The organism is Cupriavidus sp. GW823-FHT06D04, from assembly GCF_058795055.1.
The window spans coordinates 1-13,032 of sequence record NZ_JBXAHL010000017.1 but is presented as its reverse complement, the minus strand read 5'-3'; the positions used below and the strand labels follow the sequence as shown (position 1 = coordinate 13,032).

The window sequence follows — 13,032 nt, the reverse complement described above, 5'->3', positions numbered from 1 at the left end:
GCAAGTTTCGTAAGCGGCGTATTCTTCGTGATGATTTCGTAGCGGCCCTGAACGGGTGCTCTATACTGCCCCCATTGCGTCTTCTCCGCCTCTGCTGCCATGGCTTCGTTACCGCTGCCTCCCGACTACGCCGATTGGCTCACTTCGCTAAAATCTCGCATCGGGCGCGCCCAGCAACGCGCGGCGGTGGCGGTCAACCAAGCCTTGGTCGCGCTGTACTGGGATATTGGCAAGGAAATTCTTGAGCGGCAGGCGAGACAGGGCTGGGGTGCCAAAGTATAGAGCGTTTGGCGCAGGATTTGCGGCAAGCATTTCCCCAAATGAGCGGACTGTCGCGCTCCAACCTGATGGCAATGCGCGCCTTCGCCGAGGCGTGGCCGGATGCAGCAATTGTCCAACAGCTTGTTGGACAATTGCCTTGGGGGCACAACCAGGTGCTGCTGCAAAAGCTCAAATCGGAGGAGCAGCGGCAGTGGTACGCGCGGCAGGCACTCGCGCACGGCTGGTCCCGCGCGGTACTACTGGCGCAGATTGACACCCGCCTGATCGACCGGGCGGCGCAGGCGCCAAACAACTTTGCCGCCCAACTGCCTTCGCCGCAGTCTGATTTGGCGCGGGCCACACTCAAGGATCCTTACGTCTTCGATTTTTTGAGCTTGCGTGCCGACGCGACGGAGCGGGACTTGGAGGCAGCGCCGGTGGAACACATAACTCGTTTCCTACTCGAGCTCGGGGCCGGCTTCGCCTATGTCGGCCGACAGGTTCACCTCGAAGTGGGTGGCGATGACTTCTACCTTGATTTGCTGTTCTATCACCTCAAGCTCCGCTGCTATATCGTCATTGAACTGAAGACAGGTGCCTTTAAGCCCGAGTATGCAGGTCAGATCAGTTTCTACCTGTCGGCGGTTGATGCCCTGATGAAAACCGAGGCCGACCATCCCACCATCGGGCTGCTGTTGTGCCAGGAGCATAACCGGCTGGTGGTCGAGTACGCGCTGCGCGGCATGGGGAATCCGATAGGCGTAGCCCAGTACCAGTTCGTTGCGGAACTCCCCATTGAACTTCAAGAGAGCCTGCCGAGCGTCGAAACGCTGACGCAAGAACTAGGGCTGGACGTTCGGCTGGAGGAGGGCGACTCAGTATGAGAACGGCCCAGCCTTGCGGTTGGGGAAAACGGTCACCGCAATCGAGACGCTGGTAAGACCAGCGTGAGTGAACCTATTGGTCGGCGGAGCGCGGACAGGGCGCTGGACTTCCTGTATCGTTTGAGCTGATTGACAATGGTGTCGCCAGAGTCGTCGCCCCGCAAATCGTTCCATCTCCCGTGCCAGCAAATGCTCTGCGCGCTTGACGGTAAAAGCGACGGTAAGGCCCCAAGTTGATCACAGCCAATCCCTTTACCTACGCGGGTTTAAGGGGCCTATTGATGATGGAGTGGGAGTGACGTTGTAGTTCGCTTTTCATCAAGCATATAGGGCGCCCTCGAGGCGCCTTGTCTCTTGGCTCCGCGCTTCGCGTTGCCGCGGCGGGGCTGGGCGGTGGTGTCGACTCCCCCTCCGTCCCCGCTTCAGTCCCTCGGGCCTGTGTTGATTGCATTGCGATACGCAAACAACGCCGGCGCACCACCGGTATGCAGGAACAACACCGGGCCAGCCGAAGCAAAACGCCCGCGCGCGACGCCATCGAGCAAGCCAGCCATCGCCTTCCCCGTATAGACGGGATCGAGCAACACACCTTCGGTACCTGCCAGGATGCGGATGGCCTCCAGCCCCGCCTGGTTGGGCTCACCATAGCGAGGTGCGAAGTACTCGTCCCACAGCTCGACCTTCAGCCCTGCCGGCACCTCGACATCGAGCAGTGCGGCAGTCCCTTCAATCAGCCCAGCCACCTTCGGAACTTGCGCGGCGACGCTGCGCGACACGGTAACACCGACGACCGGTGTATCCGGCATCGCGTGTGCGAGCGCCAACGCAAGCCCGCCATGGGTTCCGGCACTGCCGGACGCCAGCACGACCGCCGAGAACGCAAGACCCATCGCCTCGGCTTGCTGCGCCAGCTCCAGCCCGGCACGTACATACCCCAATGCCCCCAGCGGATTGGACCCGCCGATCGGGATGACATACGGCTTGTGCCCCTCGCCACGCAGCCGTTCCGCAAGGGCCTGCAACTGTGCGTCGGCGTTGTCGAGACTGGTAACCGGCTCGGCCTGTGCGTCGAACAAATCGAGCAGCAGGCGGTTGCCGCTGTGCAGGTAGTCGCCGTCTGCCGTGCCGGTCGGGTTTTCCAGCAACGCGCTGCAGCGTAGCCCAAGACGGGCCGCCAGCGCGGCCGTCTGCCGGACATGATTCGACTGTATGGCTCCGGCCGTTACCAGCGTATCGGCGCCCTGGCGCAAGGCGTCAGCCGCCAGGAACTCAAGCTTGCGCAGTTTGTTTCCGCCAAACGCAAGTGGTGTGGTGTCATCCCGCTTGACGTAGATATCGCGCCCGACCATCCCGGACAGGCGGTCAAGCTTTTGCAGGGGCGTGGCCGCGCCGACCAGATCGAGGCGGGAGAAAGCGGCAAGGCGATCCGAGATCTTCATGATTTCAACTTTGGGGGAGGTGGACCAGGACGGGGCGGCGGCGGTCGTTGTCAGCGGGGACCTTGATCGCCCCCGACCGCCCCCGCCTTCATGCAAGCGGGTGTGAGTCAATGCAGGATCTTTGCGAGGAATTCCTTAGCGCGGGCCGATTTCGGGTCGCCGAAGAAGGCGTCCTTGCCGGCATCCTCGACGATGGCGCCGCCATCCATGAAAATTACGCGGCTGGCGACCTTCTTCGCGAACCCCATTTCATGGGTGACGCAGATCATCGTCATGCCCTCGCGCGCCAGTTCGACCATGACGTCCAGCACCTCATTGATCATTTCGGGATCGAGCGCCGATGTCGGTTCGTCGAACAGCATGGCGATCGGATCCATCGACAGCGCGCGTGCAATGGCAACGCGCTGTTGCTGCCCGCCCGAAAGCTGCCCGGGGTATTTCCGCGCATGCGCTTTCAGGCCGACGCGCTCGAGCAGGCGCATGCCGTTCTCCTGTGCTTCCTCATTGCGGCGTTTCAACACTTTGACCTGGGCCAGAGACAGGTTGTCGAGAATGGACAGATGCGGGAACAGCTCGAAATGCTGAAACACCATGCCAACCCGCGCACGCAACTGGGCGAGCTTGATCTTCGGATCGCCGACCATCACCCCGTCCACACTGATCCGGCCCTGCTGAAACGGCTCGAGGCCGTTGACGGTTTTGATCAGCGTGGATTTTCCTGATCCGGAAGGGCCGCAGATGACCACGACCTCGCCTTTTTCTACCTGGGTGCTGCACGCATCAAGCACCTTGAACTGACCGTACCACTTCGATACGCCTTCGAGCGCGATCATCGTTTTGTCTCCTACTTGCAGATTGCTTTCTTCGGGTTTCCGACCCGTTGGATCAACGCGTCACAGGCAGTGTCAGACGCGCCTCGAGGCGACGCTGTGCCCATGACAATCCGGTGCTGAACAGCCAGTAGATCGCTGCTACCGACAGATACAAGGGAAGCGGCTGGAACGTTGATGCGATGATTTCCTGGGACGACCTGAGCAACTCGGTCACGGTGATGACTGACACCAGCGACGTATCCTTGATCAGGCTGATGAGCGTGTTGCCGAGGCTTGGCATGGCGAGCCGCAAGGCCTGCGGGCAGACGATGTAACGCAGCGTCTGCAGATGGCTCAGCCCGAGGCTATGCGCGGCGCTCCATTGCCCTCTGCCGATACCGAGAATCGCGCCGCGCATGCTTTCCGACAGGTACGCGCCGGCATTGGCCGTGAGGGTAAGAATGCCGGCGCTGGTGGGGTCCAGGGAAATGCCGAGGTCTGGCAGGCCATAGTAGACGACGAACATCTGCACCAGCAGCGGCGTGCCGCGCATGACACTGACATAGGTGCGGGCAATGCCGCCGAGGATCGGACTTGTGCTGATACCCATGATGGCGACCACGATCCCGACCAGCAGGCCGAACACCATCGACGCCAGGGCAAATTTCACGGTGATCACCGCTCCGTGCAGGAGTACCGGCGATGCATGAATAACTAGATCAAGAGATTCCATGATTCGATCCGTAGAAGTGGCCGCGTGGCCGGCCAGGCCGATGCCTGCAGCGATGGCAGGAGCCGGCCGGCGTGGCAGCGATTACTGGGCGACGGGTCTGCTGGCGTCGGTACCCAACCACTGGATGGACAGCTTGCGCAACGTGCCCTCCTGCTGCAACGCGTTCAGTGCGTCGTCAATGGCCTTGGCAAACTTGGGATTGCCCTTGCGGAACGGGATGCCCATCTCAAGCTTCGTGCCTGCAAGCAGCGCGCCCGTGCGTAGCGGCATCTTGGAGTTCTTGATCAGGTATGGCAGCATCAGGCGGTCATTGAGGGCGGCATCGATGCGCCCGGCAGCCAGGTCACGCAGGTTTTCCGACGTACCCGGATAGGTCTGCACCAGGATACCCGGCACGGATTTCGCCAGTTCGGCATAGTTGCTGCCCAGCGTGACGCCGACGGATTTTCCCTTCAGCTCCTCAAGCGAATTGAACTCGCGCTTGTCATTGTTGCGCTGAAGTACCTGGACCGCGGAATAGACGTATGGCTGGGTAAAATCCAGAGCCTGGCGGCGCGCCGGCGTGATGCCCACCTGGTTGACGATGACGTCGAACTTGCCGGCTTGCAGGCCGGCAATGATGCCACTCCACTCGGTGGTGACGAACTGGACCTTGAGCCCCATCTTGTCGGCCACGGCTTTGGCTACGGCCACGTCAAAGCCGTCGAGCTGACCGTCGCCATTGCGATAGCCAAAGGGTGGGTAAGTGCCCTCCATGCCGACTTTCAGGACACCGCTGACTTTGACCGAATCCAGCAGATCTTCAGCGTGCACGGCGGGCGCCGTGAGATTCAGGAGGGTCGCGATGCACGCGCTTTGCAACAGCAACTTCAGGGATTTCATGTCTTGTCTCCAATGTAGGAATAGGTATTTTTTTTTGAAGGGCAACGCTACTGCACGGCAAGTCTGCGGAACGCGGCTTCCAGATCGGCGATCAGATCCTCCTTGGCCTCAAGGCCCACGTGCAATCGAAATGCCTGGCCGGCATACGGCCAGGCGGCTGCGGGGCGCTCCTCCCTGGGATCGAAGGGCATCACCAGACTCTCGAATCCGCCCCAGGAAAAGCCCAGGCGGAACAGCTTCAGGTCGTCGATGAAGGCACGGAACGCCTCACGCCCATATCCGGGCTTGAGTACGACGCTGAACAATCCTGAAGCCCCCGTGAAATCCCGACGCCAAAGGGCGTGGCCCGGCGCACCAGTGAGCCCGGGGTGCAACACCTGGGCCACCTCCGGGCGGCCCGCGAGCCAATCGGCAATTGCCAGTCCGCTACGCTGATGCCGCTCAAGGCGCACGGCCATCGTGCGCAAGCCCCGCTGCGCGAGATAGACGTCGTCCGGGCCCGCGTGCTGGCCAGTGGCGAAGACATAGTCGCGCACGGTGCTCCATGACTCACGGTTGGTCGTGATCACACCCATCAAGGCGTCCGAATGCCCAACGATGTATTTCGTCCCCGCATGCACGGAGACGTCCACGCCGTGTTCAAATGGCTTGAAGAACAAGGGCGTGGCCCACGTGTTGTCGATGACGACGACCGCGCCATGCCGGTGTGCGACCTTCGCAATGGCAGGAATGTCCTGCATTTCGAACGTCTGCGAACCCGGTGACTCTGCGAACACGAGCGTCGTGGTCGGACGGAACAAGGCCGCGATGTCGGACCCAAGCGTGGGGTCGTAGAACGTCGCTGACACGTTGCAGCGGGCCAGTACCGTTTCGACGTAGTGGCGCGTCGGACCATAGACGCTGTCGCTCACCAGGATGTGATCGCCGGCTTTGACGAATGCCATGATGGCGCTCGTACACGCCGCCAGGCCGGACGACACCAACAGCGAACGGTGCCCGCCTTCGAGCCGCGCCAGGGCGTTCTGCAAGGCGAAAGTGGTCGGCGTGCCTTTGCGGCCGTACCACATGACATCCGTGTCGGCGCCCGACATGGCACGCCCGCGCGCTTCCATGTCGTCGAGATTGCGAAACGTCACGGTCGACGCATGGAAAACCGGCGGATTGACGACGCCGCCGAAATCGTCCGGATCGATCACGCCGTGCGAGAGGTAGGTATCGGGGGACATCCGGATTACCCTCGCATGGCGCTGTTGACCATGTCACCCAGTCGCTCCAGTCCCATGCGGAGATTGGGCTCGGGCGGGCCGAACGAGAAGCGCACCCAGCTTGCGTCGATGTACTCGGTCGCGCGCCGGTTGCCCGGATTGACGTCGAAGAACCTGCCGGGCACGGTCATGACCTTGCGCTTGAGACCCTCCGTAAAGAAGGTGTCCGCGGTGTTCAGCGGCGCGGGCAGCCGATGTACGCGGCCCCAGAGATAGAACGTGCCGTTGCCAGGGCATGGGATCTCGACACCCATGTTGGTCAGCGCGTCCAGCATGATGCGGCGCTTCCTGGCGAACATCTTCCGCAATGCGGACGTTTCCTGATCCGCGCGGTCGTGTTGCAGCGCTTGCACGGCAAGCCGTTGCACGATCGTCGGCGGGCCGCCGTCGATGGCGCTTGCGGCACGGCTGATCATGTCGATCACCTCGGTCGGCCCCACCACCCAGCCGACGCGCAGTCCGGGGTAACGATGATTCTTCGTCAAGCCGTCGACGATGACGACCGGGTCCGTTTCCACGTCCTCGACGAACTCGGCGGCAGATACCGGCTTGTCAGCGGGGGCATGGCCATCTTCGAACACGAAGTGAGAATAGAACTCGTCGAGCAGCATCCAGCAGCCCGTGTTGCGCGCCGCCGCCACATACTGTGCCAGTGCTTCACCACGTACCACGGCCCCGGTGGGGTTGTTGGGATTGCTCCACAGCAGCGCGTCCAGCTCTTCCCTTGCGATCAGTTCCTCGAGCGCCTGCGCCGGGATGGCAAAGCCGTCTTCGGGCCCCACGGGCAGCGTGACCGGCGTGAAGCGATGGCGGTGGTAAGCGATCAGATCTTCGTAGGCGGTGTAGTCGGGCACGACGTGGCCCAGACGAATTTCGCCCAGGGTGGCGAGCAGGCGCGACAGCGCAAGCCGCCCGCCGGACGCAATCGCGACATTGTCCTTCGTGTACTGCGATGCCTTGCCGCGACGATAGCGACGGTTGTAATCGTCCGCGACCGCCTGACGCAGCGCATCGATGCCGCCGACCGGCCCGTAGGCGCAATCGGCCACGTCGAACTGCAGTGAGGCCAGCCGTTCCGGCGCGCCTGCCATGGGCCCGATTTCAGGCTGCCCCTGGCCGAGGTTGCACCAGTCGGGATGACCGTTGCGGAAGCCGAGCTTGACGGCTTCGTGAACGACGTGAATCACGCCCATATAGGGGACCTGGCGTAGCAGGGAAGACGCTAGTGAGCTTGTCATGTTGTTGTCGAAGGGGGGGCTTGTTTATCGGTGACGCGACGCCACGCGGTTGCGATGGGTGACCATGCGCTCATGCAGCCGAGAGATCGTGTTGCTGCCTGTGGCGACGAAGAGAAAAGGCAGCATGCCGTGCACGAGCGCCGCCATCGATGCGAACAGCATCGACGCGCCAAATGAAAACGACGACGACATATGCTGCAGATAGCTCTCGCCAACCGATGCCGGGTGCTCTTGGAAGAGCCGGAATATTGTTCTCATGGTGGGGGCGTAATCCGGTATTGCGCATCGTCCGATCCTGGATTGGAAAGCCGGCTTCGCGCTGTTTGTGAGAGAAATCATAGTGTTCGATCTCTGCAAAAGGCTTCCAAAGGTACCCACCATCTCGCTTCTAATTAGAAAAATTTTCTACTGGGATAGTGCAATGTAGAAATTCAGGCTCCGGCGTACTTTCCAGGTATCGCTGCGCATCGAGCGCGGCCATGCAGCCCGTGCCGGCGCTGGTGATCGCCTGCCGATAGATGTGGTCCTGCACGTCGCCTGCCGCGAACACGCCCGGCACACTCGTACCCGTGGCGTTGCCCGAGAGGCCGCCGTTGGTGACGATGTAGCCATTCGTCATCTCGAGCTGGCCTCTGAAGAGATCGGTGTTCGGCTTGTGGCCGATGGCGATGAAAACGCCTTGCAGTGCGAGTTCGGTGGTCTCGCCGGTTTGCGCATGCCTGATGCGCAGGCCGGTCACGCCGGCCTCGTCGCCATTCACTTCGTCGAGCACGTGGTTCCATTTGATCTCGACAACACCTTGCTTCGCCTTCTCGAGCAGACGGTCGACCAGGATCGGCTCGGCGCGGAACTTGTCGCGGCGGTGGATCACCGTGACCTTTTTCGCGATGCCAGCCAGATACAGCGCTTCCTCGACCGCCGTATTGCCGCCGCCAACCACGGCTACATGCTGCTGCTGGTAGAAGAAGCCGTCGCAGGTCGCGCAAGCGGACACGCCGCGGCCCATGAAGGATTCCTCGGACGGCAGACCGAGATACTGTGCGGACGCGCCTGTCGCGATGATCAGCGCGTCGCAGGTGTACTCGCCGGATTCTCCGATCAGGCGAATCGGCTTCCCGTCGAGCTTTGCCGTGTGGATGTGGTCGAACAGGATCTCGGTGTTGAAGCGCTCCGCGTGGTCGAGAAAGCGCTGCATCAGCTCTGGGCCCTGCACCCCCGTTGCATCCGCCGGCCAGTTTTCGACATCGGTCGTGGTCATCAACTGGCCGCCTTGCGCCAGGCCCGTGACGAGCACCGGCGACAAGTTGGCGCGCGCTGCATAGACGGCGGCGGTATAGCCGGCAGGGCCGGAACCGAGAATCAGGACCTTGGCGTGCTTGGGCGAAGACATTGGAGAATCCATAGCTTATTCAAGAGACTTCAGGCGATTGCCGGAAGCGATTACTGAGCAGGTTCGAAGTCGAGGCCCGCCACGCATGGGCACCGCCAAAGTTGCGGCAGGCGATGCCGCCAATCGCAATGGTTGCGATCGGCGCGCGGGGCTGCATGGAAGGCCTCTTCACGCATGAGCCGGGTTGGCCTGTGGTCAGGAGGCGGGATGCGCCACACCGTACTGCGACGACAGGTATCGACGGATATGGTCGGGCGAATCGATAAAACGCGTCTGGCCGCTCACGTGAATCTCCACACCGTCATCGACCGGCGCGCGCCCGTCGCCGAGCACCAGGACGGGGGCGGACTGGTTCGCCTCGCCGATCAGTTCGACAATTGCCATGCGAGGGCGGGGCGCATCGATGTATTCGACATCCACTTCATTGCGCAACTGCGGGAAGAAGCCGAGCAGGCCTTCAACGGCAACGGAATCTCCACAATAGAACGGACCTTCCGAGCCTGAAAAAAAGCCGGGGCGAAGCATGAATAGTTTGTCTTTCACTTTCACTCTCTCTGCGGGTTGAAATTGCTGGCGGACGCGCGTCGCTTGCCGTATCGCGAACCACCGACCACAGGATAAGCAGTGCAAATAGACCCCACCAGTGGCACGAACGACAATTTGCGTAAGGATCGTGCCAACTTGATGCGAGTGGCGGCGAGCAGGATCGCAGCACACGCAACAGACATGGGGGAGGGTCTTGCTAGACGCAGAGCAGATGGGGCAAAATCAATCGCTGGTGGCATCAATGCCCATTTCCGTCCATATCGTGCCAAAGACCAAATCACAGTCGTCTGTCAATGCAGGACTGGTTGCCGTCGTCGTGTATGACGGCCTGAGCCTCTTTGAGTATGGCTGCGCCGTTGAAGTGTTCGGTCTGCCAAGACCTGAAATGGGCGACAGCTGGTACCGCTTCACGACCTGTTCCGCCGAATCGGGGAGGTTGCGCGGCTCGGGTGGCATCCAGGTACACGCTGACGGTGGCCTCGAACTCCTGGCCAAAGCGAAGACCATCATCATTCCGGGGTGGCGCGGTATCGAAGCGGACGTCCCGCCGGAACTTTGCCGCGCGTTGAGGAAGGCGAACAAACGCGGGGCGCGCGTCATGTCAATCTGCACGGGCGCCTTTGTCCTGGCGGCAGCGGGGCTGCTCGACGGAAAGCGTGTGACTACGCACTGGCGCCATGCCGCAGCACTCGCGGCGCGATATCCGGACGTCCACGTGGAAGCGGACGTGCTCTACGTCGATGCCGGCGATGTCCTCACGTCTGCCGGCAGTGCGGCGGGAATCGACTTGTGCCTCCACCTGATTCGCCGGGACCTTGGCCCGCGCGCAGCCAATCAGGTCGCGCGCCGACTGGTCATGCCACCCCACCGCGAAGGCGGGCAGGCCCAATATATCGACGAGCCGGTCTCAAAGCGTAGCGGCTCTTCGCTGGCACCCTTGGTGGACGCGGTGCGCGCCACATTGGACGAGGGCTGGTCGATTGTCAGAATGGCAAGGCAAACGGCGATGAGTGCCCGAACCTTTCAGCGGCACTTTGTCAGTACGATGGGGATGCCGCCAGGGGAATGGCTGCTTACCGAGCGCCTGGGCCGGGCCAGGACGTTGCTTGAAGAGACCGATTTGTCCGTGGATGAAATCGCGGTGCAAGTCGGCTTTGGTGCTGCAGCCACATTGCGCAATCATTTCCGGACTCGGCTTGGAACCAGCCCGGGTTACTACAGGCGACGGTTCAGCGCATCCGAGGCACACTGATTACCCACGCGGCTTCGGACGACCTGTTGATGATGGAGTGGGAGTGAAATCGGGTCCTTCGGGGACTATCGGCCACGATAGAATAGCTGGTGTGACGTGCGGCTGACGACATGGGTGCGGCCTCGCTTGCCCGAACCCACGTATTTGTTGCCTGAAACGAGTACTAGCTCGCCTGGTTCGCTGACAGCGTGCTTCTTGCGCCACGGTTGCCGACGGCCCTGGAAATGAACTCCCCGATCTGCGCTACCTTGCCGGCATCGATCCCGGTTTCGACGCCCAGGTTCTGCATCATCCGGAGAAGCGCTTCGGTAGCGACATTTCCGGTGGCGCCCTTGGCATAAGGGCAACCGCCAAGCCCGGCCACGGACGAATGGAAGATGCGAATGCCCACCTCAAGGCTGGCCCGGACATTGGAGAGGGCGTGGCCATAGGTGTCGTGGAAGTGTCCCGACAGCCGCTCTAATGGAAACTCCGTCGAAGCCGCTCGCATGACTTCCTGAACCTTGTCAGGTGTACCCACGCCGATCGTATCGGCAATATCGATCTCGTCGCAGCCCAGCTCGCGCATGCGCCGCACCAGATCAACAACCGCTCCGACCGGCACGTCCCGTTGATAGGGACAGCCCAGCGAGCAAGACACGCTGGCACGCAGGCGTATACCTCTCTCCTTCGCTGCAGCCGCGACAGGCTCAAAGCGGGCCATCGACTCGGCGATCGAGCAATTGATGTTCTTCTGCGAGAACGCTTCACTGGCAGCGCCGAAGATGACGACCTCATCGGCGCCGGCAGCCAGTGCCGCGTCCAGGCCCTTGATGTTGGGGGTGAGTGCGGAGTAAAGCGTGCCAGGGCGCCGTCTGATACGCGCCATCACTTCCGCGCCGTCGGCCATCTGGGGCACCCACTTCGGCGACACAAATGATGCTGCCTCGATATTGGTGAAGCCTGCGTCGGTCAGCTGGTCGATCAATGCGACCTTGATCTCGGTCGGCACTAACGCCTTCTCGTTCTGCAGGCCATCGCGTGGACCGACTTCCACGATCTTGACTTTGTCTGGTTGCATTGCCGGAAATCTCCCCACGATATCAGGCTTCAAACGCGAGGAGCTGCGACCCTTCAGCCACTTGCTCGCCAACCCCATAGAGCACTTCACTGACCACACCATCAGCCGGCGCGCTGATGGTGTGCTCCATCTTCATTGCCTCCATCACCAGCAGCGGGGCCCCGCGCGTCACGATGCTGCCCGCCTCGACCATCACGGCAATGACCTTGCCGGGCATCGGCGCGGTCAGCTTGCCGTCTTCGCTTTCAGCCTCGCCAGCGTGCGCCAGGGGGTCGAGCCAGGTCAGGCTTACGTGACGACCGGCATGGAAGGCATGAAACACCTCGCCGTCGGCATGCACTTGGCCGTGCGCGTGGCGCGTACCGAGGTCGACGCGGATCTCATCTCCCTGGCAGTTGCAGGCGAAGGACACAACCTGGTTTGCGTAGATCAGCGTGCTGCCGCGTGCATCGGTGTTCAGCGTCACCTCCAGCACCTGCTCGCCATAGCCGAAGCGCAGCGTGCGCGACACGCCGCCGTTCAGCCGCCACGCGCCGCCATGGGTCCACGGCGAATGCTGGTCGGCGGCGTCGATGCGGCGCTCGCGCGTCTCGCGGTCGAGCAGCGCGGCCACCGCCAGCGCAATGACTTCCAGGCCGACCGGGGCGGCAGGCGGGAACAGCGTGGCTTCGTTGCGCTCGATCAGCCCGGTATCGAGATCGGCGGTGCGGAACGCCTGCGACGACACCAGCCGCTGCAGGAAGGCCACGTTGGTCGACAGCCCCACCACGTGATACGACGCCAGCGCCTGGCGCATGCGCGCCAGCGCCTCGTCGCGGTCCTTGCCCCAGACGATCAGCTTGGCGATCATCGGGTCGTAGAACGGGCTGATGGTGTCGCCTTCGCGCACGCCGGCGTCGATTCGGATGCCGGCCGGGCCATGCACATCACCACCGCGCATGAACTGCACCGCCGGCGGCGTGCGCAGGTAGCGCAGCGTGCCGGTGGACGGCAGGAACTGTTTGTCGGGGTTCTCGGCGTAGATGCGTGCTTCCAGCGCATGGCCGTCGATGCGCAGCTGCTCCTGCGTCAACGGCAGCGGCTCGCCGGCGGCGACGCGCAGCTGCCATTCGACTAGGTCCTGCCCGGTGATCATTTCGGTGACGGGGTGCTCCACCTGCAGGCGCGTGTTCATCTCCATGAAGTAGAACGAGCCGTCCTGGTTGGCGATGAACTCGACCGTGCCGGCGCCGACATAGCCGACCGCCTTGGCCGCGGCCACCGCCGCTTC

The 13,032-nt window shown here is 62.3% G+C and carries 12 protein-coding genes and 1 pseudogene; 2 read left to right on the top strand and 11 right to left on the bottom strand.

Translation table 11 applies throughout. From position 1 onward, the window contains the following. The first annotated feature begins 99 nt into the window (after positions 1 to 99). Positions 100 to 1,145 (top strand): annotated as a pseudogene (locus tag AC1Q7H_RS20865) (PDDEXK nuclease domain-containing protein). Positions 1,146 to 1,567: 422 nt separating this feature from the next. On the opposite strand, the gene AC1Q7H_RS20860 reads toward AC1Q7H_RS20865, so the two are convergent. The 9 genes from AC1Q7H_RS20860 to AC1Q7H_RS20820 form a co-directional block, all read right to left on the bottom strand. Then, complete coding sequence (locus AC1Q7H_RS20860; RefSeq protein ID WP_153956058.1) at positions 1,568 to 2,584, bottom strand: D-cysteine desulfhydrase; 1,017 nt, start codon at positions 2,582 to 2,584, stop codon at positions 1,568 to 1,570. A gap of 107 nt (positions 2,585 to 2,691) precedes the next feature. Further along, the gene (locus AC1Q7H_RS20855) at positions 2,692 to 3,417 is read right to left on the bottom strand and encodes an amino acid ABC transporter ATP-binding protein (RefSeq protein WP_013956924.1); all 726 of its coding nucleotides are present in this window, start codon (positions 3,415 to 3,417) and stop codon (positions 2,692 to 2,694) included. A 52-nt stretch (positions 3,418 to 3,469) separates the two neighbouring features. After that, positions 3,470 to 4,129 carry an amino acid ABC transporter permease gene (locus tag AC1Q7H_RS20850; RefSeq protein ID WP_492381683.1) on the bottom strand — a complete coding sequence of 220 codons (660 nt, stop codon included), beginning with the start codon at positions 4,127 to 4,129 and terminating at the stop codon, positions 3,470 to 3,472. 81 nt (positions 4,130 to 4,210) lie between these two features. Further along, a complete protein-coding gene (locus AC1Q7H_RS20845; protein ID WP_013956922.1) occupies positions 4,211 to 5,011 on the bottom strand; it encodes a transporter substrate-binding domain-containing protein in 801 nt (266 codons plus the stop codon). A gap of 47 nt (positions 5,012 to 5,058) precedes the next feature. Beyond that, complete coding sequence (gene metC / locus AC1Q7H_RS20840) at positions 5,059 to 6,237, bottom strand: cystathionine beta-lyase (protein ID WP_013956921.1); 1,179 nt, start codon at positions 6,235 to 6,237, stop codon at positions 5,059 to 5,061. 5 nt (positions 6,238 to 6,242) lie between these two features. Continuing rightward, positions 6,243 to 7,469: a pyridoxal phosphate-dependent aminotransferase gene (locus tag AC1Q7H_RS20835; RefSeq protein WP_211979780.1), complete on the bottom strand. Its 1,227-nt coding sequence runs from the start codon at positions 7,467 to 7,469 to the stop codon at positions 6,243 to 6,245. Positions 7,470 to 7,538: 69 nt separating this feature from the next. Continuing rightward, on the bottom strand, positions 7,539 to 7,772 hold the full coding sequence (locus tag AC1Q7H_RS20830) for a DUF6356 family protein (RefSeq protein WP_013956919.1): 234 nt from the start codon (positions 7,770 to 7,772) through the stop codon (positions 7,539 to 7,541). 130 nt (positions 7,773 to 7,902) lie between these two features. Further along, entirely contained in the window at positions 7,903 to 8,904 is a 1,002-nt protein-coding gene (gene trxB / locus AC1Q7H_RS20825; protein WP_211979779.1) for a thioredoxin-disulfide reductase, read from the bottom strand. A gap of 195 nt (positions 8,905 to 9,099) precedes the next feature. Next, a complete protein-coding gene (locus AC1Q7H_RS20820; protein WP_211982265.1) occupies positions 9,100 to 9,447 on the bottom strand; it encodes a DUF3088 domain-containing protein in 348 nt (115 codons plus the stop codon). Positions 9,448 to 9,691: 244 nt separating this feature from the next. Here AC1Q7H_RS20820 and ftrA point away from each other — a divergent pair, with 244 nt between their 5' ends. Further along, positions 9,692 to 10,702, top strand: coding sequence for a transcriptional regulator FtrA (ftrA, locus tag AC1Q7H_RS20815; RefSeq protein ID WP_492381696.1), 1,011 nt, complete (start codon positions 9,692 to 9,694; stop codon positions 10,700 to 10,702). A 163-nt stretch (positions 10,703 to 10,865) separates the two neighbouring features. On the opposite strand, the gene AC1Q7H_RS20810 is transcribed toward ftrA, so the two are convergent. Then, on the bottom strand, positions 10,866 to 11,762 hold the full coding sequence (locus tag AC1Q7H_RS20810) for a hydroxymethylglutaryl-CoA lyase (RefSeq protein WP_153956055.1): 897 nt from the start codon (positions 11,760 to 11,762) through the stop codon (positions 10,866 to 10,868). A 22-nt stretch (positions 11,763 to 11,784) separates the two neighbouring features. Continuing rightward, a partial coding sequence (locus tag AC1Q7H_RS20805) for an ATP-binding protein (protein WP_492381682.1) occupies positions 11,785 to 13,032 on the bottom strand: 1,248 nt, incomplete at its 5' end.

Bases quoted from the DNA above. Each gene is read 5' to 3' on its own strand.
- AC1Q7H_RS20860 (WP_153956058.1), bottom strand. From the start codon at position 2,584: ATGAAGATCTCGGATCGCCTTGCCGCTTTCTCCCGCCTCGATCTGGTC.
- AC1Q7H_RS20855 (WP_013956924.1), bottom strand. From the start codon at position 3,417: ATGATCGCGCTCGAAGGCGTATCGAAGTGGTACGGTCAGTTCAAGGTG.
- AC1Q7H_RS20850 (WP_492381683.1), bottom strand. From the start codon at position 4,129: ATGGAATCTCTTGATCTAGTTATTCATGCATCGCCGGTACTCCTGCAC.
- AC1Q7H_RS20845 (WP_013956922.1), bottom strand. From the start codon at position 5,011: ATGAAATCCCTGAAGTTGCTGTTGCAAAGCGCGTGCATCGCGACCCTC.
- metC (WP_013956921.1), bottom strand. From the start codon at position 6,237: ATGTCCCCCGATACCTACCTCTCGCACGGCGTGATCGATCCGGACGAT.
- AC1Q7H_RS20835 (WP_211979780.1), bottom strand. From the start codon at position 7,469: ATGGGCGTGATTCACGTCGTTCACGAAGCCGTCAAGCTCGGCTTCCGC.
- AC1Q7H_RS20830 (WP_013956919.1), bottom strand. From the start codon at position 7,772: ATGAGAACAATATTCCGGCTCTTCCAAGAGCACCCGGCATCGGTTGGC.
- trxB (WP_211979779.1), bottom strand. From the start codon at position 8,904: ATGTCTTCGCCCAAGCACGCCAAGGTCCTGATTCTCGGTTCCGGCCCT.
- ftrA (WP_492381696.1), top strand. From the start codon at position 9,692: ATGCCCATTTCCGTCCATATCGTGCCAAAGACCAAATCACAGTCGTCT.
- AC1Q7H_RS20810 (WP_153956055.1), bottom strand. From the start codon at position 11,762: ATGCAACCAGACAAAGTCAAGATCGTGGAAGTCGGTCCACGCGATGGC.